This is a genomic window from Flaviflexus salsibiostraticola, from assembly GCF_003952265.1.
Taxonomy (GTDB): Bacteria; Actinomycetota; Actinomycetes; order Actinomycetales; family Actinomycetaceae; genus Flaviflexus; species Flaviflexus salsibiostraticola.
Genome location: NZ_CP034438.1, coordinates 1133131 through 1156203, shown reverse-complemented (window position 1 = coordinate 1156203; position 23073 = coordinate 1133131). Strand labels below are relative to the sequence as shown.

The window sequence follows — 23073 nt, the reverse complement described above, 5'->3', positions numbered from 1 at the left end:
ATGGTTGTGTAAGGACCTCAGACGAGGCCGGTCTCCTGCGCGACATGGATTGCGCGGGACCGGCTGTCGACGCCCAGCTTGGTGAAGATGTGGACGAGGTGGCTCTTGACAGTTGCCTCGGTGACGAAGAGTTCCCGAGCGATCTCCCTGTTCGTCAGCCCTGTCGCAACAAGTCGCAGGACGTCGAGCTCACGCTTCGTCAGGGAGGGCAGTGGGTTGCGCATGGCCCGCAGGACCCGCGTGGCCAGATCGGGGGCGAGAACTGTCTCACCGCGTGCGGCGCGCCGGATCCCATCGACGATCGCCTCCGGGTCGGCCTCCTTGAGGAGGTAGCCCGATGCTCCGGCTTCGATCGCGCCGAGGATCTCCGCGTCGCGGTCAAAGGTCGTAAGGATGAGGACCGCCGGGGGAGAATCGAGGGCGCGCAGGGCCGAAGTGGTCTGGATGCCGTCGATGCCGCTGCCGAGCCGCAGGTCGCACAGGACGACGTCGGGTTCGAGCAGGGCTGCCATTGACAATCCCTCCTCGCCGGTGGCGGCTTCCCCGATGACGGTCACGGAGTCGGACGCGTCGAGCACCGCCCGCAGGCCGCTCCTGACAACCGGGTGATCGTCGATGATGAGGACGGTGGTGGTCATGGCTTCTCCTTGGCAGTGGCGCGGGCAGAGGTGGGGTCGACGCGGAGGGGGAGGTGCACCGAGATCGCCGTGCCCTCGCCCGGAGCGCTCTCGATATCGAGACCGCCGCCGAGCTCCCGCAGGCGGGCGCGCATGAAGCGCAGTCCGTAGCTCGACGCCGCAGGGTCCTGCTCCCAGGCGTCGACGTCGAAGCCGCTCCCGTCATCGATGATGTCGAGGCGGACGGAATCCTCCGCGTCAATGAGGCTGACGACGACTCGCTCGGCATCGGCATGCAGACGCACGTTCGCCAGGGCCGACTGCGCGGTTCGCAGCAGCGCGACTTCCACCTCGGTGGGCAGGAGCGGGAGCGAGTCGTCGACGTGCAGGTCGACCTGGAGTCCGGCTTCGTCGTGGACGCGATCAAGCATCCGCTGCAAGGCACTGGCGAGGGCATCATCCTCCAGCTCTGTGGGAGCAAGGGCGGCGACGATGCGGCGCACGTCGGCGAGACTCTCACCGGCCAGTGCTTCCACCTGTGCGAGCGTCCGGCCCTCATCCGCATCCCCAGTCCGACCGGCGTAGGCGAGGAGCCGGATCGAGGACAGGGCCTGGGCTACCGTGTCATGGATATCGCGGGCGAGGCGGGTCCGCTCGGCGATGGCACCCGAGTGCCGCTGTGCGAGCGCGAGCTCGTCCTGAAGCTCCGCCATCTCCGTCTGTGCGCGGGTGAGGGAGGAGACGAGCCGATCCCGCTCCGTCGCATCGCGCAGCAGTTGGAGGTACCCCTGGGAGATGCCGAAGGCGAAGATCCCGCCGATGAGGGGGCCGAGCACGTTGGCGTAGCTTGTCGCGCCCTGGTGGAGGATCGGTGCGATGACGACTATGGCGAACACGAGACCCGAGTAGAGCACTCCCCATCCGAGCGGCAGCAGGTGACCGGCGAGAAGCCAGAGCAGGAAGGCCAGCCAGACGAATTCGGCAGAGACCGCGACCGAGCCGATCCAGATCGCCGTCAGGGCGATGATCCACCAGATTGCTCGGCGGCGCGTCGTCATCGCAGGAAGCAGTGTCCCTGCCGTGTGCCAGACGAGAATGGCGGAGGCGGCGACGGTGACGGCCGGCAGCGACGCTCCGTCGCCGACGGCGCGGATGGAGCCGATGAGGGTGAGGGCGATGGCCATGAGGTGCTGGCCCCATGCCATCGCCCCCACCGTCCGCCGCGCGACGGCGGAGGTGTCAGTGTGCGTGAGCGGCATGTCGATGAGACTCATGGGTCGATTCTCCCTGATGGGCATTCGGCTTTCCGCTCCACCAGATCCGGTCGCCGACGAGGCTGAAGATGGCGGGAACGATGACGGTGCGAACGACGAGCGTGTCGACGAGGACGCCGATGCCGACGATGAGGCCGAGCTGGCCGAGAGTGACGAGCGGCAGCACGCCGAGCGCCGCGAACACAGCGGCGAGCACAATCCCGGCACTCGTGATGACCCCTCCGGTATGGGCGACCGCTTCGACCATGCCAGCTCTCGTGCCGAGCAGAGCGGCCTCCGCGCGTGCCCGGTGAACGAGGAAGATCGTGTAGTCGATGCCGAGCGCGATGAGGAAGAGGAACGCGAGGATCGGCACCTGAACATCGAGTGCCTGCTGGTCGAAGACGACGCGGCTCAGCCAGGCCCCGGCGCCGATGGCGGCAGCCGCGCTCGCGACGTTGACAACGAGCAGGAGTACAGGCGCGACGATCGAGCGCAGAAGAATGAGGAGGACGATGAAGCTCACGGCGAGGACGAGCGGGCCGACGAGGAGCAGGTCGGCGGCGCTCGCCGCCCGTGCGTCGAGGTCGATGGCGACCGCCCCGCCGACCTGAGCATTCGCGCCCTCCATGCTGCCCACCGTCTCCCGCAGCGTGGTGATCTGATCGAGGCTCTGCTCCGAGCCCGGGGAGTGCTTGCTGACTGCCATGATTCTCGTCAGACCACCGGCCTGCCCGGCGGGGTGGGCCCGGGTGATGCCGTCGACCTGGACGACGGCGGAGACGACGTTCCGTGCCGAGTCAGCGTCGGCCACGATCCAGATGGGCTGCGCCTCGCCGGGCGGGAAGTGCGCCGCAAGGGTCTCGAATCCGGTTGCCGATTCCGATTCCACACGGAACTTCTCGAGCTGACCGAGGCCGACAGAGGTGCCGAGCAGTCCGGCCGCCATGACGGCGAGGAGCGTGAACCCGGCCAGCAGGCTGCGGATCGGCCTGGCCGAGACGTGGGCGGCAATGGCCCGCCACCTCCGACCCTGCGTCGGCGCGTGCTGCGGGCGGGGGATGAACGGCCAGAACACCTTCCGTCCGCAGATGGCGAGAACCGGGGGCAGGACGATGAGGACGGCGGCGAGGACGATGAGCAGCCCGAGTGCGGCCGGCACGCCCAGCCCGCGCGTCATCGGCATGGTTGCGAACAGGAGAACGGACAGGCTCAACACGACGGTGATGTTCGAGGCGAGGATCGCGTCCACGGTCCCGCGCCATGCTGCGCCGAGCGCCGCCCGGTCATCCTCCGTGCGTTGCAGCTCCTCGCGGTACCGGGAGATCAGCAGGAGCGCGTAGTTGGTGCCTGCCCCGAACACGAGGACGCTGACGATGCCGGCATCGAATTCGAGTCCCCAGAGTGACCCGGCTGCCGCGGCGACCCGACCGGCGAGGCCGTCGGCGAGTGCGATGACGAGCAGGGGGATCAGCCAGAGCACCGGTGACCGGTACGTGATGATGAGGAGCACGGCCACGACGAGGATCGTCACGAGTAGAAGAGTGACGTCCGCGCCCTCGAAGGCATTGGCGATATCCGCGCCGAACGCCGGGCCGCCGGTGACCTGGAGTGTGAGGCCCGTCGGAGCGAGGTCCGCGATATCCGAGCGGAGGTCGTCGATGATCGTCGCCGTCTCGGTGTTATCCGCGCCGACGGTGATGGGAGCGCTGACGAGCGCCGCGCGGAGATCTTCGCTGACAATCGGACCAGTCGGCTCGCCGGTCACGTGGTCCGACAGGCTGGGAGCCAGCTGCGAGATCGCGTCGACCTCCGCATCGGACAGCTCGGCGCCATCCTCACGGGAGGCCACGATGAGGACTGCCTGCTGGTCCGCGCCGGGGAGCCTCTCCATCAGCTCCTCCACCTGAGTCGACTCTGCTCCAGCGGGCGCCTGCCCGACTCGGGCGGGGGCAGTGGCTCCGCCGACGACAAGGAACATCATGAGGATGACGAGGGCGGCCCCGCCGAGGGTGACCCATGCTCCCCGAGGGGAGGTCAGCCGGTGGGAAATGCGATAGCGGAGAGAGGAATGGTCCATGCCATCTACTCCACCAGGCGGGTGGGCTCCCAACATCGTGGAAGTGGCTGAACTTCGGGTCAATCGAAAGGTGGAGGTCCCCGACGGCGTAGGGGGTCCCCATGATCGACGCTTCGGGCGCGAGCGCCCCTGCGACGGTCATGGACCCGGAGGTCCATGACCGAATCGCCAGCGCAGGCGCCACTGATCCCTTTGACCGAAGCTGCTCATCGCACCGGGTTGGGTAGCAGTGGAGGGGTGAGGCCTATCTGCCGAGACCGTAGGGCAGGTCGGGGCGCTCGGTGGCGATCTGGATGAGTCGGTTGTACTTGGCTACCCTCTCGCCGCGGGCGGGTGCTCCAGTCTTCAACTGCCCGCAGCCGGTTGCGACGGCCAGGTCGGCAATGAAGGTATCTGGCGTTTCGCCGGAGCGGTGGGAGACCATCTGTCCATATCCTGCCTCGTGGCAGATCCGCATCGCCGTGAGAGTTTCTGTGACGGTGCCAATCTGGTTCACCTTAATCAGCGCTGCGTTAGCGATCCCGTCGTCGATGGCGGCTGCGATGATCGCCGGGTTGGTGCAGAAGTTGTCATCCCCGACCAGCTGCACGCGCTCTCCGATTGTCTCAGTCATCCGCTTCCACCCGGACGGGTCCTGCTCGCCGAGCCCATCCTCGATGCTCCAGATCGGGAACCTGTCCAGCATTGCCGCGTAGCGATCGATCATGTCCGAGCTGGAGAGGTGGGAACCGTTCACCACGTATCCGCCGTCTGAATAGAACTCGGAGGCCGCGGGGTCGAGAGCGATCCCCACCCCGTCGGAGCCGAGCGGGTAGCCCGCATCGGAGATCGCCGCGACGATCAGGTCGAGAACCTCCTCGGGTTCTGCCAGGTTCGGTGCGAAGCCGCCCTCGTCCCCCAGTCCGGTCGCATGGCTGCCGGCGACGAGCCGTTTGCGGAGAGCTTGGTACACCTCGGCTCCGGCCCTGACAGCCTCAGCCATGCTCGGCGCGCCGAGCGGGCAGACCATGAACTCCTGAAAATCCAGATCGTTCGGCGCGTGCGCGCCCCCGTTGAGGACGTTGAAGCAGGGAACCGGCATTCGGGCTGGTTCTCCGAAGCCGGTCAGCCACTCGTACAGCGGCTTGCCCTGCGCGGCGGCCAGAGCTCGAGCCAGCGCCATGGAGGTGCCGATGAGCGCATTGGCGCCCAATCGCGACTTGTTCTCGGTGGCATCCAGGTCGCGCATCGCCTCATCGACTTCGTCGAGGCTGCTCCATGTCCGTCCGGCGAGAGTCTCGCGGAGTTCACCGTTGACGTTGGCGACGGCAGTGAGCACTCCGGCACCGCCGAACCGGGAGGAGTCACCGTCGCGCAGCTCGACCGCCTCGCGAGTGCCGGTGGATGCACCCGACGGAACTCCCGCCTCTTGACGAGTTCCGTCCGTCAGTTCAACGGCGACGCTCAGCGTGGGACGCCCGCGGGAATCCAAGATCTCGATTGCCTGGATGTCCTTGATTTCGAAATTCATCGCTCTCAGTCCTTCCGGTCGCCCGGATTCCTCTTTGGAACCCGGGATCTGCCCAATCCGGCTGGGAAATTTGTCAGGAGTGAGAGAGTCCCACCCCCGCCAGTCGGACTGCGCGTGAGGTAGGGACCGTTGGTCGCCGAAGCGACAGTTTGTGTAAAGGCGAGCCCCTCCGCCTACCGATACTCTAATGCACCCGATTATTGCGGTACGGGACTTTCGGAGCACGGCTGTCGACAACAACGACACTCAGGAGTGCCCGACGGGGAGCCCTTCACCCCCAGAACGGATTCTCGTCAGCGTGCCAGGTCGCGACGACGGAACCCCACGAATCCGATCGTGATGAAGAGAAATGTGGGAATGCTGATCCACACCAGCCCCCACCACGCGGGGTCCGTCTCAGTGACGCGGGGGACGTGCCAGAAAGGGCTGATGGCGAGGATCGAGTCCCACAGCTTGAAGGTCGGCCCGAGAATGGTGAGGACGTAGGACAGCAGCACGCCCGCCCACGCCGCGATCGGGGCTGATGGGTGGGCGCCGATGACGGCGATCGAGATGGCGACGACCGTCCACACGGCCGGCACGGTGACGACAGCCTGCAGCAGGGTGTCGGCGAAACCGACGCCGATATCGGCGCCCGAGGCGAGCCACGCGATCGCCGTGCCGGCAATGAGGGTGTAGGCCGTGGGTGCGATGAGGGCGATGAGGACATTGCCGGCGTAATAGCGCGGGCGGCTGATGGCGCCCGCGAGGAGCGGCTCGACCCGGTCCTCGATCTCCTCCGTGCGGACTCGCAGCATGGTCTGCACGCCGGGGATGGCGGCGAGGATGCCGACGAGGCTGAGGATCGTGACGATGAAAGCGGCCGTGAGCTCCTCGGGCGTCGTCGCTCCGGCCGCAAGGACCCGGGCGACGGCACTGTCCTCACGAAGGATGTCGTGGATGGAGGTCGTGAAGTAGCCGAAAACGGTGCCGAGGGCGATGAACGCGATCGTCCACGTGAGAAGAGGGCCGGTGTTGATGCGGAGTGCGAGCCGCCATGTCGATCGCACCCGGCCGCGGGCGGGCCCGGGCCGGGACGGGATCGCGCCCTGCCCGAAGTCGCGGCGCGCCTGCAGTGCGAAGGCGATGGTGAGCGTGACGACCGTGAGAGCGAGGGCCAGGAGCAGCGGCCACCAGTGATCGCCGCTCGCTGGCCGAGTCTCCGTCATCCAGCCGAGCGGATTAGCCCAGATCGTCCACGACGGGGCGCTGTGCGAGTATGCGAAGCCGCGCAGGAGGAAAAGGACAGCGAGGGTCCCGACGGCGAGGGAGCTCGCCGTGCGGGAGTCGGCGCCGAGTTGGGCGGTGATGGCGGCGATGCCGGTGAACATCCATCCGGTCGCCGTGAAGGTCGCAGCGAGCAGCATCGATGACTCCCACCCACCGCCGCACAGGCCTGTCGCAATGCCGGCGATGAGGCCGACGGCGAGTGCACCGAGGAGGCCGAGGCCAACGCCGGTGGCGAGGCGTGTCCCGCGGCCCATGACGCCAGAGGCGAGGAGCTCCGCCTGGCCGGAGTCCTCTTGGCCGCGGGTCGTTCGAACGACCGTGAAGATCGCGCCGATCGCTGTGAGGAAGCCCGCGAGTGCCAGTGAGCGCCAAGCATTGAAGCCGTCAGCGGTCGACAGATCGAAGGCGGGTCCGAAGAGCAGTCCGAGCGCAGGGTTCGATCCGACGGCGACGGCGAGGGCCAGGCGGTCAACGAGGTTGGGGAAGATCACCGGGTAGAAGAGCACGGAGGAGGTTGAGAGCAGGGTGGCGAGCGCGATCCAGGGCGCGAAGGATCGGCGTTCGTGCCTGAGCGAGGTGTGGAGGAGGGGGCCCGCCCCCGTCAGCGCGCTCACGAGGCATCAGTTTCGTAGAGTCGGAGGAAGAGCGACTCGAGCGACGGGGGATCGACAGTCAGGGCGGCCAACCCATAGGGGACGAGCGCCGTCATCGCCTCACCGATCCGGTCGGCATCAGCCGAGGCCGTCAACCGGTTCCCGTCGACGTGAACGTCGTGGAGCATCGACAGTGCGGCCGCGTCCGGGACGCGCTCGAGTGTCGCGTGGATCCACGTGCGTGCATGGCTCTGCAGCTCGGCCAGAGTCCCCGTCTCGACGATCGTCCCGTCGCGGATGATCGAGAGCCGGTCCGCGAGGCTCTCGACCTCGGCGAGGATGTGGCTCGACAGGAGGACAGAGGTGCCGCGGCCCTTGGCCTCGCCGACGACCTCCTGGAACACCTGCTCCATCAGTGGATCCAGCCCGTTCGTGGGCTCATCGAGGATGAGCAGCTCGACGTTCGAGGAGAGGGCGGCGATGATCGCGACCTTCTGCCGGTTGCCCTTCGAGTATTGCCGGCCGCGCTTCGTCGGGTCGAGCTCGAATCGCTCGATCAGCTCGGCGCGCCGGCGCTCATCGAGTCCGCCCCGCAGTGTCCCGAGTAGGTCGATGGCCTCGCCGCCCGACATCCGCGGCCACAGCGAGACCTCGCCCGGGACGTACGCGAGCCGGCGGTGCAGGTCGACGACGTCCCGCCAGGGGTCACGGCCGAGAACCGTCGCGGTTCCACCGTCCGCCTTGAGCAGGCCGAGGAGGATGCGGATCGTCGTGGACTTGCCTGACCCGTTCGGCCCGACGAAGCCGTGCACCTGCCCCCGCTCGACCGTGAGGTCGAGACCGTCGAGCGCCCGAAACCTGCCGAACGACTTCGTCAGCCCCTGAACATCGATGACCGCGTCTGACATTGTCTTGCCCTTCCGCAGAATCCTGCGGCCAGCATAACCCCGTGGCCGGGACCCCTACCTGGGTACTCGATACCGCGTGCAGACGAAATCCCTAGTGCGAGCCACCTCGAGCAGGTCGAGCTGAAGCGCTCGCGTAAAGAGCGGCTGGCCTGAACCGAGGGTGACGGGTGCGATCTGGATCCACAGCTCGTCGAGCAGTCCGTCGCGAGCGAATTGGGAGGCGAGATCGCCTCCGCCCATGACCCACACATCCTTCCCCTCGGCCGAGGCATTGATGAGGTCGATGTGTTCACTCGGGCTGCCCTGGACGAACCGCACGTCGGCACCCTCGGGCACGCTGAACTTGCGGTGGGTGAACACCCAGGCGGGCTGGCTGTACTCCCACGCGTCCTGGTGGCGGAGCAGCCACGCGTACGTCGACGCCCCCATGACGAGGGCGCTGATGCGCTCGATGAAGGCGGGATACGCCATCGGCCCTGCCATATCGAAGTCCTGTGCGAACAGCCAGTCGAGCAAGTGATCAGCTGTGGCGATGAATCCGTCGAGGGAGGCGGCGGTGTAGAAGTGCGTGGCCATGGCGAGAGTCTACGAACCTGCGGGCACCCAGCCAAGGGTCGCGCTGGGACTGCCGAGAGCTGTCGGTGGATTGAATGGGGGAGAGAGCCTCCGTCGAGGGCGCCGGTCGAGGGCGCCGGTCGAGGGTGGCGGTCGAGGGTGGCGGTCGACGGTCGGAAGCGCGGTCCGGAACCGAGGCCCGGAAGCGAGAGCCGAGACTGAGCAACCGAGCTGAAAGCCAGAACCACGTCGACTCGACCAGGTGGGATCCCGTGAACGACGAGAGGGAGGTGAACCGTATCGGTTCACCTCCCTCTGCGCGGGTGCTTACGCGAGGACGGTGACGCGGGAGTCCCGGTTGGCGAAGAGCGCGTGGTCGAGCGAGACGCGGCCGGGGCCGACGAGTGCGAGTGCCAGCGCGGCAGCGCCGAGCAGGAGGACGAGCTCGTAGCCGTTGTTGGCGACGAACACGCCGGCGGATAGGTGCACGAGGAACATCGCACCGAGCATGTTGAGGGTCAGCAGGAGTGCGACGGGGCGGGTGAGGAAGCCGAGGATGAGGGCAATGCCGCCGACGAGCTCAAGCCCTGCGACAACGGGTGCGGTGACGTCGGCGAGCGGAACGCCCATGTCACCGAAGGCAGCCGTGGTGCCGGCGATCGTCCATTCGTTGAACTTCTGCCACCCGTGTGCGACGAAGAGGAATCCAACGACGACGCGAAGGATCGTGCGGGCAGCGGTGTTCAGTGCGGGGTTGTTCATTGTGTCCATTTCTTGGGTGTGTGGTTCGGCCGTGCAGTGGGCGCGGCCCGTGTGCTCCGGTGCCAGAGGGACACCGTGGTCAGTGCGTCAGCGGACGAGGGCGAAGCCGCCGGTCCACTGGATCTTCTCGCCAGCGGCGAGGGTCAGCTGGAGGAAGCCGAGGGCCTCGAGCTCGCGTGCGCGGGCGAGGGAGCCTGCGTCGACGGCGTCGACGCCGCCGGCCTTGATGGCGTTGGCGAGGGTGCTCTTCGCCTCCGCATCATCGCCCGCGATGAGGACCGTGGTCTGGTTCTGTCCGACGGTCGTGGATGCGAGGGTCGCGGCGAAGGTGGTGTTGAAGGCCTTGAGGACCGTCGAGTTCGGAAGCGCGGCTGCCAGCTCGGCGGCAGCGGAGCTGTCGGGGGCGACGACGAGGGAATCGAAGGTCTCGAAGTTGAGCGGGTTGGTGATGTCGACGACGATCTTCCCCGCGAGCTGGTCACCGTACGTGGCGGCAATGTCCGAGAGGGCGGGGTAGGGGACCGCGAGGACGACGATGTCGCCGTTGACGGCCTTGGTAGCGGATGAGTCGATGTGCTCAACCGAGGCGCCGCCGGCTGCGACGACCCCTGCGATCGCGCTGCCCATGTTGCCCGTGCCGAAGATGGTGAATGACGTCATATCGAGCTCCTCTACAGAAATTACTTGTTGGTACAACCAATACGCTAGCAGGGGATGGTTGTAAGTGCAAGTATCTGGTAAGATGGATGTATGACGAAATGGCTGAGCGAGTACGAGCAGGACGTGTGGAAGCGGATGGCGGCGGTGCTGGAGCTGCTTCCATCGGCCCTTGACGGCCAGCTCGGTCGCGATGAGGATCTCACGCACTTCGAGTACTTCGCGCTCGCCTCCCTCTCCGAGGCGCCGGACCGGACGATGCGGATCACCGCCCTCGCCTCACAGACGAACGCGACGCTGCCGCGCCTCTCCCGCGTCCTCACCGGGCTCGAGAAGAAGGGTCTGGTCGAGCGGAGCGAATGCCCGGAGGACCGGCGCGCCAAGAATGTCACCCTGACGGAGGCCGGCTGGTCCAAACTGGTCGGAGCCGCCCCCGGCCACGTCGACTATGTCCGCAGCATGATCTTCGACCAGCTCACAGAGCAGCAGGTGCGCGAGCTGTCCGAGATTACGACGAGACTCCTGGAGAAACTGGACCCGGATAATCGGATGTTTGCCGCACTCGGGAAGCAGCGCGGGCTGACGGCCGACGCCTGAATCAGCGCGCTGCCGCTCGTACCCAGGAAGGCAGGTTAGGCCTCGGTGGGTGCGCGTCCTCTCTCACTACGCTTGGCCTCGCAGGGTCAGTGATCCTCAACCGTTTTCCGACTCAGTGTTCGGGCTGGCCTCGCTCGGCTCCTGGTCGAGTTCGTTGAAGTGGGGCCGGACCAGGGGAGAGCCCGTCAGGTAGGCGGAGCGGCCGATCGCAATGCTGCCGATCGAGGAGGTCGACAGCTGCAGGCCGATGATGAGGAGCAGCAGGATGAACCCGGTCGGGCTCGGGTCGTAGAGCACGACGCCGGTGATGATAAGGATGATTCCGAGGCCACCGGCGGTGCCGACGGCTGAGAGGCGCGTGTAGGTGTCGGGGAAGCGGACGAGCCCAAGTGCGGCCGTCGCGAAGACGAGCGACCCGAGTACCGCGAGGATGTTGCCGACGAGAGCGAGGGTGCTCATCTCTTCCCCCTTGTCAGGGCCCGAGCCAGCGACAGTGCGCTGAGGAAGCCCACGAGTGCGGCGATGACGACGAGGTCGGCTGTGAACCCGTGGCTGAAGCGAACGCCGACGAGGGCGATGAGGCCGACGATGCCGAAGAACACGAGATCCGCAGAGACTGCCCGATCCGCATCCGTCGGGCCCGCGAGCATGCGATAGAGCGACGTCGCTCCCGCGAGTGCGAGCACGACGATCGCGATGGTGAATCCTGCCATCAGCTCCGCTCCCTTCTCCGGACAGCGCGCAGCATCCGGTTCTCGAGGACGGCGAGATCCGCGCGCAGATCGTCGGCGTCAGGGTTGTACATGCTGTGGACGAAGAGAGTGCGCTGCCCGCCCTCACTCTGCGTGCCCAGCGTGAGGGTGCCGGGGGTGAGGGTGATGAGGGAGGCCAGCAGGGTCAGCTCCCAGTCGGTCGCGCAGCGCGTGTCGTAACGGCCGATTCCCGTTGTCGAGTCCTGGCCGGGGGTGAGGTTATCGCGGAGCACCGCCACGTTCGTCACGATGATCTGACCCGCGAACCACAGGATGAAGAGAAGAAGCCGGAACGGCCACGTCAGCCAGCTCATGAGGCCACCGCCGCGATGAAGGCCGACGGGTCGAGTAGACCAGCGGCGGCGATGTCGGACAGGTGGAGGAGAAGCTCCGCGCCGAGTCCCAGGCCGGTTGTGATGAGTGCGAGGACGACGGCCGGCATGGCGAGGTTGAGGCTGACGCGCCGGCGAGTATCCGCCTCGACCAGTGTGGCTGTCCCACCGCCGCCCTGTGTCTCAGAGCTGCTCGGCTTCCCCCAGAATACGCCCGACCAGATCTTCAACATGGAGAGGAGCGTGATGAGGCTGACGGCGACCATGACGATGACGGCTCCGATCTGCTCGGCCTCGACGGAGGCGAAGATGAGGGACAGCTTCGCGACGAAGCCCGAGAAGGGCGGGATCCCTGCGAGCGACAGCGCCGCGACGAAGAAGGCGACGGCGATGAGCGGCTCGCGCCGGGCGATGCCGGAGAGCGCGCCGATTCTGCCTGTGCCGTAGCGGACCTCGATCGCGCCCGTCGAGAGGAAGAGGGAGGCTTTGACGATCATGTGGTGGAGCAGGTAGAAGATCCCGGCGGTCAGCCCGGCCTGCGTGAAGAGGGCGACGCCGAGGAGGATGTAGCCGATCTGGCTCACCATGTGGAAGGCCAGGATCGACCGGGTGGTCGACTCTCCGACCGCGCCGAGCACGCCGATGATCATCGTCGCGCTGAAGAGGAGCACGCCGATCCACAGCCACCGCGCATCCCCGTCGAAGACGACGGCGTAGAGGCGGTAGATCGCATAGATCGCGACCTTCGTGTGGAGGCCCGAGAAGAGGGCCGTGATCGCGGGTGAGGTCGACGGATAGGCGCGAGCCAGCCAGCCGTACACGGGCACGATCGCGGCCTTGATCGACAGCGCGAAGAGACAGACCGCCATGGAGATCGCCACGAGAGGATCGTCCGTCGCCGCGCCGGCGAGCTGGGCGACATTGACCGTCCCGGCAGTCCCGTAGACGAAGCCGATGCCGATGAGGAGCAGCGTCGACGTCAGCAGGTTGAGGGTGACGTAGAGCCGCAGGCCGGCGATGCGGGTGAGCGGTGCCTCCCGCTGGGCCGAGAGCACGAACAGCCCGTACGAGGGCAGGAGCATGACCTCGACGAAGACGAACAGGTTGAACAGGTCGACCGTGAGCAGGGCCCCGTTCACGCCTGCGAGGAGGACGAGCAGCATGGGTGTGAAGAACCGCGAGGACCCGATACCCGTCGCGAGCGCGAACCACGCACATACCACCGTCAAGAGCCCGGTCACGGTCAGCATGAGGGCATTGAACATGTCGGCGGCGAGCGGGATCGAGATCCCGAACGGCCACAGCCCCACCCCGTGGGCAACCGGTCCCTCGGAGGTGAAGAGCCAGACCATGCCGACGGCGCCGATGGTCGAGGCCAGCGGCACGGCGATCGCCGCCGCGGCGTGCAGCCGGGGGCTGTTCGAGATCATCGTCAGGAGGCCCGCGCCGATGAGCGGGACGATGATGAAGAGGGGGATGAGTGAGGCGGTCACGCGGCACCTCCCGACTCGCGGGAATCATCCGCGCCCACGGGCGCCTCATCCCCACCGTCGCCCGGATCCGCGGTCGTATCGTTCGAGCCGCCCATGATCGACAGCGCGAGCATGAAGATGGTGATGGAGAAGGCGATGACGATCGCGGTGAGGACGAACGCCTGCGGCAATGGATCCGCCGTCGTCGCCACGTCGGGTGCCCCGAACGGCTGCTCGCGACGCGATGTCCCGCCGGCGGCCAAGAGCACGACGTTCGCGGCCTGGCTGAGCAGGACGAAGCCGAGGACGATGCGGAGCATCTCCCGCTGGAGGATGAGATAGACGGCGCCGACCATGAGCAGTCCGGCGATGAGAGCTGTGGTCATGGCTGAGTCCTCACTGGTGTGACGTGGTCTGCGTCGGTCGGCCTGCGTGTTCCGAGAAGATTGAACGCGGCGTAGATGACGCCGATGACCGCGAGATAGACGCCGACGTCGAAGATGAGCGAGCTGACGAGCTTCGTCCCGGCGACCTCGATGCTGATCGGGGCCAGGAAGGATCCGTCGATGAACCCGAGCAGGCCGGTGCCGATGCCGATGAGGATGCCTGCGCCGATGAGTCCCATGTAGGGGGCTCGGATCGGCGCCGACTCATCGGAGCGGGCCGACAGGTAGAGCAGGGCAACACCGGCACCGCCCACGAGCGCGGAGATGAAGCCGCCGCCCGGCTCATTGTGGCCGCGCAGAAGCAGGAAGAGCGAGAACAGGATGATGCCGGGGCCGATGACGCGGGTGATCGTGCGTGTGAAGACGGAGTTGGCAGCCCCATCCGTCAGCGGAGTCTCCTCGACCAACTCGGCCGTGAGCGGCTCGGACGGGGCCCGGGACCGCAGCAGAGCCGCCATCGCCAGGCCCGCGACGCCGAGGACGGTGAGCTCACCGAGCGTATCCAAGGCCCTGAATTCGACGAGAATCGTGTTGACGATGTTGCTGCCGCCGGTGACGGCCTCGCCCTCGGTGATGAGATACTCCGCGGCGGGCGAGATCTCCCGGCGCCCCGTCAGCGCCCACACCCCGAGGGTTGTCGCCAAGCCGGCGCTGACGGCGATGGTCCCCGCTCCGATTCGTCGACGCGTCGAGGCCGGTTCGAACCGGTTGGGCAGGCGACTGAGGATGAGGACCATGACGCAGACCGTGAGGATCTCGACGAGCAGTTGAGTCATGGCGACATCAGCCGCTCCGAGAACGAAGAACCACAGCGTCATGGAGAAGCCGACGACACCCGTGACGACGACGGCGGCGATGCGGGTCCGGGCACGGATCGCCGAGAGGACGGCAAGGCCGATGAGGCCGACGAGCACCCAATCCGCGGGCTGTGACCTCGGCGCGGGTGCCGGCGCGAGCTCCCGGATGCCGATGGTGCCGGCGATGGCGATGCCGACGAGCGAGACGACGGGGATCCCGAGGTGAACCCAGGGCGACCGAGTGCCGGTCAGCCTGCCCATCTGACCACCGAGCGCAATCGTCCCCGCCCGCATCCGATCGACGGCCCGCAGGCCCGACAGGGGAAGGTTCATTGGTGCGAGCAGCACCTCCACCCGGCGTCGACCCACGACGAGCAGGGTGCCGGCGGTGAGCACGACAAGCGTGACGGCGAAGGCCGCATTCCACCCGTGCCAGAGTGCCAGGTGGGGATCGAGGACCTCGCCGCTCGCTGCGCTCGCGGCGGATCCGATGATCCCGTCGAGCGGCGCCGGCATGGCGCCGAAGACCAGTCCGAGGATCGCCGCGACGGCGGGGACGCCCCACAGCACCGGCGAGGCCTCCCGCACAACGGGGCCTGAGGTGCCGGTCCGCAGCCCGAGCACCATACGGGCCGAATAGGCGAAGGTCAGCATCGACGCGATGGCCGCGGCCCCGACGAGGGCGAAGACGATGGGCCGTGCACCGGGTGCGTTGAGGAAGGCCGTGAACATGAGCTCCTTGCTGACGAATCCGAGGAGGAGCGGGATGCCGGCCATCGACGCCGCGGCCAGGGCGAGCGTGACCGTCGTCAGCGGCATGCGCACATCCATGCCCGCGAGATGCCGGATGTCCCTCGTGCCTGCCTGATGGTCGACCGCCCCGACGAGCATGAACAGCGCCGACTTGAAGAGCGCGTGGCTCACCGTATGGAGGACGGCCGCCGTCAGTGACTCGGTCGTCCCGACGCCGATCATGGCGACGAGAAGACCCAGCTGGCTGATCGTCGAATAGGCGAGGAGTTCTTTGAGGTCGAAGCGGCGCAGCGCTGCTGCGGCGCCGAAGAGCGCCGTGATCAGACCGCTGATGACGAGCATGCCCGTCCACACGTCATTGCCCGCGAAGACGGGCGAGAAGCGGAGAAGGAGGTAGATGCCGGCTTTGACCATGGCGGCCGCGTGCAGGTAGGCGGAGACGGGGGTGATCGCCACCATCGAGTCCGGCAGCCACGCCTGGAAGGGGAACTGGGCGGACTTCGTGAACGCGGCGACGGCGAGGAGGACCATGGCCGCCATCGCGTACCCCGGCTCGTCCTGCCAGAAGGGGTGGGTGAGCACCTCGGAGATCCGGGTCGTGCCCGTGCGGACCGCCATGATCGACACGGCAGTCAGGAGGCTGAGCCCGCCCGCGACCGTGACAAGAAGGGTGCGGATGGCGGGCTCGCGAGCGTCGGGTCCCGACCGTGCGATGAGGAAGAACGAGCACAGCGTCGTCGCCTCCCAGGCGACGAAGAACAGGACGAGGTCGTCCGCGAGGACGAGAACGAGCATCGCGAACGCAAAGGCCGTCATGAGGAGATAGAAGGACCCGTGCCGACCCTTGGCTCCCAGATACCTCGTCGAGTAGATGAGGATTCCCGCGCCGATCAGCAGGACGAGTAGCGCAAAGAGGAGCGAGAGGCCATCGAGTCGCAGCGCGAGGCCGACATCGAGCGTGGGCATCCACGGCACAACCTCATTGATCTCGGATCCAGCCTCCCATGCGCCGGAGGATCCGAGAAGGACCGCGGTCAGCGCGAGCGGGAGCGCGAGGAGCCAGCCGGCGCCTCTGCCCAGATAACGGGTTGCCAGAGGGGCGGCCAACGTGGTGATGAGAAGAATCGCTGAGCTCGCGACAAGCATGGGTCCACCTCGGATCGACGGTCTACTCGAACCGACACCCGGGGGCAATCGGTCGACTGATCAGGAGGCGGCCGCTGAGGGGGCGGACCCTGCAAGGAGGGGCCCCCATGACGTCGTGTACCCGTTCGTGCCGCCGTGCGTGGCGGCCCTGCTCGTGGGGAACCACGGCAGCAGGCATGTGTTGAACGGAGAAGTCACAGCCAGAACACTAGCCGGATAGTGCGCCGCGATTCAACAGTCACGGAGGAGATTACGCTGAGCGCGACGCGGCGATGAGACATTGGCAACGAGGCCGAGCGGCGAGTGCAGCCACCCAAGTTCGGCTCGCACGACGCCCGACAGCCGTCAGGAGGGGCTGCCCAACCACAGGCCCAGCGCCGCCGAGCCCGTGCCGAGAACGAGCGTGCCGAGGCCTGAGAACAGGGCCGGGCCGATCTCCTGCTTCTGGATGAGGCGGGCGGTCTCGACGCTCGCGGTCGAGAAGGTCGTATACCCGCCCAGGAAGCCGGTGCCCACGACGAGCAGGGCGCTCGCGGGAAGGAGAACGCCTGCGGTGACGCCGATAAGGAGGCCGAGGAGGAACGAGCCGGTCACGTTGATGATGATCGTCGCTCGCGGTGTCGGGCCGTCGCTGTGGGCGCGGATGAGGCCGTCGAGGACGAACCGGGCGCTCGCACCGAGGCCGCCCGCGAGGGAGACGAGGAGCAGCGCGCTCACCGCCGTGCCCTCCGGGTGAGGGAGGCGACGGCGATGCCGATGCCTGCCGCCGCGATTCCGAGGAGGACACTTCCCGTTGCATAGAGAAGCCCAAGCCCCACCCCGTCATCTCCCATGAGACTCGCTGTATCCGCCGCGAGGGCGCTGTAGGTGGTGAAGCCGCCTAGGAAGCCGGTCCCGACGAACAGCCGGATCGCGCGACGAAGCCCAACGTCCGGTCCGCGTCGAATGAGGGACTCGAGCAGCATCCCGAGGAGGAACGATCCGGCCAGGTTGGCGACGAGGATCGACCAGGGGATGCCCGCGTCGACGGGAAGAAGAAATCCGAGACCATATCTCGCCGCGGTGCCGAGAGCACCGCCGAGGAAGACGAGGAGGATGAATCGGGCACGCAGGTGAACCGGCCGCTTCGTCGCGTCCTCGAAGATCCGGGTGCGCGAGTCATGCACCGCGTGGTGTGGCTCGATCGAGAGGGCAGCGTCGGAGTGGTCCTCGAGGGCGGTTGGCCTTGTCACGGCATCCACGATAGTCCCGGGCGCCCCCAACCGCGCTCGGTGGTGATGCGCGAGGCAGTCTCGGCATCGCTGCCAGTCAGGCGATCGACGTAGAGGGTGCCCTGGAGATGGTCGTACTCGTGCTGGAGGATCCGAGCGAACCAGCCGCTTGCCTCAAGCTCATAGGCTCGGCCGGTCACATCCTGCGCGCGCAGGATCGCCCTGGGGCTGCGGAGCAGGGCGAACTTCTCGTCCGGGAACGACAGGCACCCCTCCCGGTCCGCCGCGGTCGGTGTATCCGGCTGGATCGGCTCGATGAAGAGCTGGGGGTTGATGGCGACCCCGCGGGGCGGCGCCTCATCCTGGTCGCCGTAGACCCAGACGAAGATCTGCTTCCCGATGCCGATCTGGGGTGCGGCCAGGCCGACGCCGGGCGCGGCAATGGTCGTCTCGACCATGTCCTCGACGAGGTCGGAGAGTGCGCTGTCGAATTCAGTGACGCGGTCGGCGGGGGAGTGGAGCACCGGATCACCGGTGATGACGATGGGATGGATCATGTGCGGGTCGGTCCTCAGGCCTCCGTGGAGGACTGGACGGAGAGCTGGGTGCGCGAGTCGAGGATCGCCTTCGCCTTTTTCCGTGCCTCCTCGGACGACGGGCCATCGCCTTCGGGCATGAGGACGCTGCGGTAGTAGCGGAGCTCATCGATCGAGTCGTAGATGTCGCCGAGCGCACGGTGGTTGCCGAACTTCGCCGGGGCGGCGAAGTAGGTGCGCGGGTACCAGCGGCGGGCCAGTTCCTTGAGGGTGGAGACGTCGATGACGCGGTAGTGGAGGTGGTCGATGACGGCGGGCATGTCCCGCTCGAGGAAGGCCTTGTCGGTGCCGACCGAGTTGCCGCCGAGCGGGGCCCGCTTCGCGGGGACGCGCTCTCGCAGGTACTCGAGGACTCGCGATTCAGCTTCGGCGAGGTCAAGGCCCTCATCCCATTCGTCGATGAGGCCGGACTCCGTGTGCATGTTCCTCACGAAGTCGCCCATCGAGGCCAGCGCCTCCGGCGTCGGCTTGATGACGAGATCAAGACCCTCGTCGACCGGGACGAGATCGGAGTCGGTGATGACGACGGAGATCTCGACGAGACCGTCGTTGACGATGTCGAGCCCTGTCATCTCACAATCGATCCACACGATGGGGTTGGTGAGCTGATTCACGTACAAACCTTCCACGATTCTGAGGCCGTGCTGGCCACTGATCAGTATGGCACGAGGCCGCCGCCGCCCTCTGCGGGACGTCGTGAAGATCTCTGACGATCTGCGTACCCAACAACGTTGACGTGCAGATCGTCACGATTATGACGGATCTTCTGTCCGAGACGTCACCTAGCGTTAACCTCATAGTCAAACAGACAAAGATGTTAAAAGACGCAATTTGAACGTGAATGAAAGCTGTTGGTGTTCTGTGAATCGACTTCTGCTCTGGGGGCTCGCGGTCCTCACGGCGATGCCTGTCCTCTTCGCCCCCGCCGAGTCCGTGGCGGCTCCAAAGCGAGCGGCGGGCAATACCTATTACTTCAAGAACTCAATGGCTGGCGGTGAAGCCGACCTTGTCGTCCGGTACGGGCGGGCGGAGGATGAGGTCTTCGTCGGCGACTGGAACGGCGATGGCATCGATACCCTCGCGGTCCGGCGCGGCAACCGCTTCATCGTCAACAACTCAGTGAGCGGCGGCGAGGTACCGGTCGAGTTCACGTTCGGTCGGCCGGGCGACGAGATTCACGTCGGCGACTGGGACGGCGATGGCTTCGATACGTTCGCGGTGCGGCGCGGCAACAGGTTCGAGCTTCGGCGCGACCTTGTCGGTGCCGCAGGCACCGACACCATTCATTACGGCCGCCGCGGGGACAGCGTTGTCGTCGGGGATTGGGATGGTGACGGCACCGACACGATCACAGTTCGCCGCGGCAACGCGTACTTCATCGTCAACTCGAACAGGAGTGGTTGGGCCGACAGGGTCGTCAACTACGGCCGCGCCGCTGACGGTGTCCTGGTCGGCGACTGGGACAGCGACGGGACGGACAGCCTCGCCGTGGTCCGCGGTGTCCGCTTCTACGTCCGCAACGAGCTCACAAGCGGCATCGCCGACTACGAGTTCGTCTACGGCAGGGCCGGGGATCAGGTGTTCCTCGGAGACTGGGACGGGAACGGCACCGATACGTTCATGGTCCGACGGAACGACAATGCGCAGCCGACGCTGCCCGAGAACAATCAGCACCCGGGAATGAAGGCACCCCCGGAGATCCAGCGGAACACGGCCTCGGAGCCGCCGGCGGACCTCGGCTTCCCGGTCGGCGTCGGCGACGAGATCGGCCCCGGCTGGGCGGTCAACTCTGTCAACGCCACCGCGTTCTCGAAGACGCCGATCGTGACCTCGGCCCGGACGGACAGCGGCGACGAGATCCAGACCGTCGCCTACTACGACCCGCAGGCCAACCTCGTCATCGCACGCAAGAACCTCACGCGCGGCACGGAATGGGAGCGCCACATCACGCAGTACTCCGGTCAGGTGCTCGACGGGCACAACTCGATCTCGATCGCCGTCGACGGCGACGGGTACCTCCACGTCTCGTGGGGCATGCACGGGCAGCCGATGCAGTACGCGCGATCGCTCGAGCCGTGGTCGATGTTCCTCGGTCCCATCGAGCCGCTGACCGGACTGCAGGAGAACCAGGTCACCTACCCCGAGTTCCATCAGCAGGCGAACGGCAACCTCTACATGCTCTACCGCTCCGGCCTGTCGGGTGATGGCAACCTCGTCGTCAATCACTACGACACGGCTGCCCGCCAGTGGACGCAGGTCCAGTCCAACCTCATCGACGGTCGCAGTCAGGGGAAGTCGCCCTATTGGCAGGCCGCCGTCGACTCGCAGGACCGCCTGCACGTCGCCTGGAACTGGCGCACAACCCCCGATATCTACACGAACCACGACTTTATGTACGCCCGGTCCGTCGACGCGACAGGCTCAGCATGGGAGACGTCGACCGGAGAGACGTACAGTACGCCGATCACCGCGGAGCAGGCGGAGCTCATCGTCGCCATCCCCGAGGGCAGCGAACTCATGAACCAGACGGCGATGGCCATCGACGATGCCGACAACCCGTTTGTCGTCTCGTATTGGCGGCCCGAGCCGGATGAACCGATCCAGTACATGGTCATGTACCTCGATGAGGGCGAATGGACAGTCCATAACACCCGCCTGAGGCAGACGGACTTTACGCACTACACATCGGGTAGCAAGCTCGCCATCATGGGCCGGCCCAAAATCCTCGTGACTGGCAGCGGCGCCGATGCCATCGTCCACCTCATCGTGCGCGACCGAGACTTCTACGGCAGTGCTGCCACGCTCCTCAGCTCCCGCGTGGGCAGCGAGCAGTGGTCCTCGCTCGCTCTGACCGATGATTCGCTCAGGTACTGGGAGCCGGTGTTCGACATTGCCCGCTGGCAGCGGTTCGGTCAGCTCGACATCCTCGTGGCGCGGACCGGCGGGATCCGCTCGACCCCCGGCAACTACCCTGTCGAAAACTTCTATGTTCTGCGCGTTCCCCAGGACTATCTCAACGGGATAGCGCTGACGCCTCCGGATTCAGCGTCCGAGGATGAGGACGGCGAGGATGGCGCCGGCGACCATCCAGGGACCGAAGGGGATGTCGGTGTGCCGACCGCCCCTCCTGCTGAGGAGCACGCCGAGGGCGATGGCGAAGTTGAGGGCGAAGGCGAGGAGGGTCCCGACAGCGACGTGCTGCCAGCTGAACCAGCCGAGGAAGGCACCGACGACGGCGGCGAACTTGACGTCACCGAGCCCGAGGCCCGACGGGGAGATGAACGCGAGGGTGAAATACCCGGCACAGAGGGCGAGCGCGGCTAGCAGCGACCGCCCGAAGGAGGACCAGTCGCCCGCCGTCGCAGCCGCCACAAGGAGTCCCGCCACGAGCGCGACCAGGGTTGCGGCGACGAGGCGGTCGGGCAGTCGGTTGACGGCGAGGTCGATGACGATGAGGAGCGAGCTTCCCACGCCGACCGCCGCGAAGGCGGCGAGCTCCGCCCATCCGTCCGCAAGGGCCGCCGCTCCGAGGCCGGCCGTTCCAGAAAGGACTGCTGGGAGGATGGGGGAGCGGGCCCACCTGGACGCGTCCTGAACGAAGGGACGAATCTGCCCGACGAGCAGTGCTCCGGATGCTGCACAGGCAAGGGCCGCAGCGAGCGCGATCCACGAGTTCACAGCCCTGAGAACGCCCCGATCATGTTGATGACCGCGGGCGCCATGATGACGATGAAGAGGACAGGAAGGATGCAGAGCATGAGCGGCGCGAGCACCTTGACCGGTAGCTTCTGTGCCTTCTCCTCCGCACGCTGGCGGCGCTTGAGCCGCATCTCCCCAGCCTGCGTCCTCAGCACGTCGGCAATGGAGATGCCGTAGGCATCAGCCTGGATGACAGCCCGCAGGAAGCGGCGCAGGTCGACGACGGTCGTGCGCATCGTGAGCGCCTCAAAGGCCTGTCGACGAGAGCGGCCGATCCGAATGTCCTGAAGGGTGCGGCTCAGCTCCTCGGCGAGGGGGCCGCGACCGTTCTTCGCCGATCGCGCCATCGCCGCATCAAAGCCGAGTCCCGCCTCCACCGCGATCGTCATCTGATCGAGCGTGTCGGCGAGCTCAAGCTGGATGCGCTCGTTGCGCTTCGTCCCCTCGCTGTTGAGCAGCAGCTCGGGCAGGAAGTAGACGATGATGCTCTTAACCACCCACATCGCACTGAAGAGCGGCGTGCCGAACACGGGCAGGACGATAATGGACTCGACAATGGCGTACGGGATCCACAGGAGCTTGAGGACGAGCAGTCGATCCACCGGCCATGACTGCGGGCTGCCCGCCAACATATGCTGCCGCTCGAGGACGCGGACAATAGTGTCGGGCGTGAGTGCTCGGGCGAGTCGCACGAGCGGGCCGGGCCCGCTCTCCTCCTTGTCCTCGACGTCGATCAGGGCTGAGCCGCCTCGGTTGAGGTTCGCACGCACCTGCCTCGTGTCGGTGAAGCCACGCCATCAGCATATCGCGGTCACAAATCCCACGGGCAACATTCGACAAGCTCGCGCTCACAATGTGGGATAGAAGTACGGTTCCTGCGGCAAATAAACGCGTCGACGTTGACGGGTTGTAGTGCCCCCAGCAGGACTCGAACCTGCAACCTACGGATTAGAAGGCCGTTGCTCTATCCATTGAGCTATGGAGGCGTGGGCTTGCGCCCGTTAGATCTTAGCGCACCGACGCGGCGGGGGCGGTCCACCAACGCAAGGCGGTTTGCGATAAGAATAG

The 23073-nt window shown here is 66.7% G+C and carries 22 protein-coding genes, 1 tRNA gene and 1 pseudogene; 2 read left to right on the top strand and 22 right to left on the bottom strand.

Annotated features, from left to right (window positions below; genetic code table 11):
• Positions 1 to 17 precede the first annotated feature (17 nt).
• From EJO69_RS05405 to EJO69_RS05365, 9 genes are all read right to left on the bottom strand, one after another.
• Positions 18 to 638: a response regulator gene (locus EJO69_RS05405; RefSeq protein WP_126040009.1), complete on the bottom strand. Its 621-nt coding sequence runs from the start codon at positions 636 to 638 to the stop codon at positions 18 to 20.
• Positions 635 to 1891: a sensor histidine kinase gene (locus EJO69_RS05400; protein ID WP_126040007.1), complete on the bottom strand. Its 1257-nt coding sequence runs from the start codon at positions 1889 to 1891 to the stop codon at positions 635 to 637. The genes EJO69_RS05405 and EJO69_RS05400 overlap by 4 nt, the downstream gene beginning before the upstream one ends.
• Positions 1857 to 3950 (bottom strand): MMPL family transporter, encoded by a 2094-nt coding sequence (locus EJO69_RS05395; protein WP_126040005.1) that lies wholly within the window; start codon positions 3948 to 3950, stop codon positions 1857 to 1859. The genes EJO69_RS05400 and EJO69_RS05395 overlap by 35 nt, the downstream gene beginning before the upstream one ends.
• A gap of 244 nt (positions 3951 to 4194) precedes the next feature.
• The gene (eno, locus tag EJO69_RS05390) at positions 4195 to 5460 is read right to left on the bottom strand and encodes a phosphopyruvate hydratase (RefSeq protein ID WP_126040003.1); all 1266 of its coding nucleotides are present in this window, start codon (positions 5458 to 5460) and stop codon (positions 4195 to 4197) included.
• Between the two features lie 293 nt (positions 5461 to 5753).
• Entirely contained in the window at positions 5754 to 7343 is a 1590-nt protein-coding gene (locus EJO69_RS05385; RefSeq protein ID WP_126040001.1) for an ABC transporter permease, read from the bottom strand.
• Positions 7340 to 8230, bottom strand: a complete 891-nt coding sequence (locus tag EJO69_RS05380; RefSeq protein ID WP_126039999.1) for an ABC transporter ATP-binding protein — start codon at positions 8228 to 8230, stop codon at positions 7340 to 7342. Before EJO69_RS05380 ends, EJO69_RS05385 begins: the two co-directional genes overlap by 4 nt.
• Before the next feature lie 54 nt (positions 8231 to 8284).
• Complete coding sequence (locus EJO69_RS05375; protein ID WP_126039997.1) at positions 8285 to 8806, bottom strand: dihydrofolate reductase family protein; 522 nt, start codon at positions 8804 to 8806, stop codon at positions 8285 to 8287.
• Positions 8807 to 9112: 306 nt separating this feature from the next.
• The gene (locus EJO69_RS05370) at positions 9113 to 9556 is read right to left on the bottom strand and encodes a DoxX family protein (RefSeq protein ID WP_211331512.1); all 444 of its coding nucleotides are present in this window, start codon (positions 9554 to 9556) and stop codon (positions 9113 to 9115) included.
• A 78-nt stretch (positions 9557 to 9634) separates the two neighbouring features.
• Positions 9635 to 10207 (bottom strand): NADPH-dependent F420 reductase, encoded by a 573-nt coding sequence (locus EJO69_RS05365; protein WP_126039995.1) that lies wholly within the window; start codon positions 10205 to 10207, stop codon positions 9635 to 9637.
• A gap of 90 nt (positions 10208 to 10297) precedes the next feature.
• Between EJO69_RS05365 and EJO69_RS05360 the strand changes: the two genes are divergently transcribed.
• Positions 10298 to 10801, top strand: a complete 504-nt coding sequence (locus EJO69_RS05360) for a MarR family winged helix-turn-helix transcriptional regulator (RefSeq protein WP_126039993.1) — start codon at positions 10298 to 10300, stop codon at positions 10799 to 10801.
• 96 nt (positions 10802 to 10897) lie between these two features.
• Here the strand turns inward: EJO69_RS05360 and EJO69_RS05355 are convergent, their stop codons facing one another.
• From EJO69_RS05355 to orn, 10 genes are all read right to left on the bottom strand, one after another.
• On the bottom strand, positions 10898 to 11260 hold the full coding sequence (locus EJO69_RS05355; protein ID WP_126039991.1) for a cation:proton antiporter: 363 nt from the start codon (positions 11258 to 11260) through the stop codon (positions 10898 to 10900).
• A complete protein-coding gene (locus EJO69_RS05350) occupies positions 11257 to 11514 on the bottom strand; it encodes an MrpF/PhaF family protein (protein ID WP_126039989.1) in 258 nt (85 codons plus the stop codon). The genes EJO69_RS05355 and EJO69_RS05350 overlap by 4 nt, the downstream gene beginning before the upstream one ends.
• The gene (locus EJO69_RS05345) at positions 11514 to 11867 is read right to left on the bottom strand and encodes a Na+/H+ antiporter subunit E (RefSeq protein WP_126039987.1); all 354 of its coding nucleotides are present in this window, start codon (positions 11865 to 11867) and stop codon (positions 11514 to 11516) included. The genes EJO69_RS05350 and EJO69_RS05345 overlap by 1 nt, the downstream gene beginning before the upstream one ends.
• Complete coding sequence (locus EJO69_RS05340) at positions 11864 to 13378, bottom strand: monovalent cation/H+ antiporter subunit D family protein (protein ID WP_126039985.1); 1515 nt, start codon at positions 13376 to 13378, stop codon at positions 11864 to 11866. The genes EJO69_RS05345 and EJO69_RS05340 overlap by 4 nt, the downstream gene beginning before the upstream one ends.
• On the bottom strand, positions 13375 to 13743 hold the full coding sequence (locus EJO69_RS05335) for a sodium:proton antiporter (RefSeq protein WP_126039983.1): 369 nt from the start codon (positions 13741 to 13743) through the stop codon (positions 13375 to 13377). The genes EJO69_RS05340 and EJO69_RS05335 overlap by 4 nt, the downstream gene beginning before the upstream one ends.
• Positions 13740 to 16499: a DUF4040 family protein gene (locus tag EJO69_RS05330; protein ID WP_126039981.1), complete on the bottom strand. Its 2760-nt coding sequence runs from the start codon at positions 16497 to 16499 to the stop codon at positions 13740 to 13742. Before EJO69_RS05330 ends, EJO69_RS05335 begins: the two co-directional genes overlap by 4 nt.
• Positions 16500 to 16844: 345 nt before the next feature.
• Complete coding sequence (locus EJO69_RS05325) at positions 16845 to 17216, bottom strand: fluoride efflux transporter FluC (RefSeq protein WP_126039979.1); 372 nt, start codon at positions 17214 to 17216, stop codon at positions 16845 to 16847.
• Positions 17213 to 17731: a fluoride efflux transporter FluC gene (locus EJO69_RS05320; RefSeq protein ID WP_211331511.1), complete on the bottom strand. Its 519-nt coding sequence runs from the start codon at positions 17729 to 17731 to the stop codon at positions 17213 to 17215. Before EJO69_RS05320 ends, EJO69_RS05325 begins: the two co-directional genes overlap by 4 nt.
• Complete coding sequence (def, locus tag EJO69_RS05315) at positions 17728 to 18267, bottom strand: peptide deformylase (RefSeq protein WP_126039977.1); 540 nt, start codon at positions 18265 to 18267, stop codon at positions 17728 to 17730. Before def ends, EJO69_RS05320 begins: the two co-directional genes overlap by 4 nt.
• 14 nt (positions 18268 to 18281) lie before the next feature.
• Positions 18282 to 18926: an oligoribonuclease gene (gene orn, locus EJO69_RS05310; protein WP_126039975.1), complete on the bottom strand. Its 645-nt coding sequence runs from the start codon at positions 18924 to 18926 to the stop codon at positions 18282 to 18284.
• 283 nt (positions 18927 to 19209) lie between these two features.
• Between orn and EJO69_RS12700 the strand changes: the two are divergent.
• Positions 19210 to 20943 (top strand): annotated as a pseudogene (locus tag EJO69_RS12700) (BNR repeat-containing protein); the annotation flags it as partial.
• A 405-nt stretch (positions 20944 to 21348) separates the two neighbouring features.
• Here EJO69_RS12700 and EJO69_RS12555 read toward each other — a convergent pair.
• From EJO69_RS12555 to EJO69_RS05290, 3 genes are all read right to left on the bottom strand, one after another.
• Complete coding sequence (locus tag EJO69_RS12555) at positions 21349 to 21984, bottom strand: prepilin peptidase (RefSeq protein WP_164519879.1); 636 nt, start codon at positions 21982 to 21984, stop codon at positions 21349 to 21351.
• Complete coding sequence (locus EJO69_RS05295) at positions 21981 to 22775, bottom strand: type II secretion system F family protein (protein WP_211331510.1); 795 nt, start codon at positions 22773 to 22775, stop codon at positions 21981 to 21983. The genes EJO69_RS12555 and EJO69_RS05295 overlap by 4 nt, the downstream gene beginning before the upstream one ends.
• Positions 22776 to 22918: 143 nt before the next feature.
• Positions 22919 to 22991, bottom strand: a tRNA-Arg gene (locus EJO69_RS05290).
• Positions 22992 to 23073: the final 82 nt, after the last annotated feature.

Bases quoted from the DNA above. Each gene is read 5' to 3' on its own strand.
- EJO69_RS05405 (WP_126040009.1), bottom strand. From the start codon at position 638: ATGACCACCACCGTCCTCATCATCGACGATCACCCGGTTGTCAGGAGC.
- EJO69_RS05400 (WP_126040007.1), bottom strand. From the start codon at position 1,891: ATGAGTCTCATCGACATGCCGCTCACGCACACTGACACCTCCGCCGTC.
- EJO69_RS05395 (WP_126040005.1), bottom strand. From the start codon at position 3,950: ATGGACCATTCCTCTCTCCGCTATCGCATTTCCCACCGGCTGACCTCC.
- eno (WP_126040003.1), bottom strand. From the start codon at position 5,460: ATGAATTTCGAAATCAAGGACATCCAGGCAATCGAGATCTTGGATTCC.
- EJO69_RS05380 (WP_126039999.1), bottom strand. From the start codon at position 8,230: ATGTCAGACGCGGTCATCGATGTTCAGGGGCTGACGAAGTCGTTCGGC.
- EJO69_RS05375 (WP_126039997.1), bottom strand. From the start codon at position 8,806: ATGGCCACGCACTTCTACACCGCCGCCTCCCTCGACGGATTCATCGCC.
- EJO69_RS05370 (WP_211331512.1), bottom strand. From the start codon at position 9,556: ATGGACACAATGAACAACCCCGCACTGAACACCGCTGCCCGCACGATC.
- EJO69_RS05365 (WP_126039995.1), bottom strand. From the start codon at position 10,207: ATGACGTCATTCACCATCTTCGGCACGGGCAACATGGGCAGCGCGATC.
- EJO69_RS05360 (WP_126039993.1), top strand. From the start codon at position 10,298: ATGACGAAATGGCTGAGCGAGTACGAGCAGGACGTGTGGAAGCGGATG.
- EJO69_RS05355 (WP_126039991.1), bottom strand. From the start codon at position 11,260: ATGAGCACCCTCGCTCTCGTCGGCAACATCCTCGCGGTACTCGGGTCG.
- EJO69_RS05350 (WP_126039989.1), bottom strand. From the start codon at position 11,514: ATGGCAGGATTCACCATCGCGATCGTCGTGCTCGCACTCGCGGGAGCG.
- EJO69_RS05345 (WP_126039987.1), bottom strand. From the start codon at position 11,867: ATGAGCTGGCTGACGTGGCCGTTCCGGCTTCTTCTCTTCATCCTGTGG.
- EJO69_RS05335 (WP_126039983.1), bottom strand. From the start codon at position 13,743: ATGACCACAGCTCTCATCGCCGGACTGCTCATGGTCGGCGCCGTCTAT.
- EJO69_RS05330 (WP_126039981.1), bottom strand. From the start codon at position 16,499: ATGCTTGTCGCGAGCTCAGCGATTCTTCTCATCACCACGTTGGCCGCC.
- def (WP_126039977.1), bottom strand. From the start codon at position 18,267: ATGATCCATCCCATCGTCATCACCGGTGATCCGGTGCTCCACTCCCCC.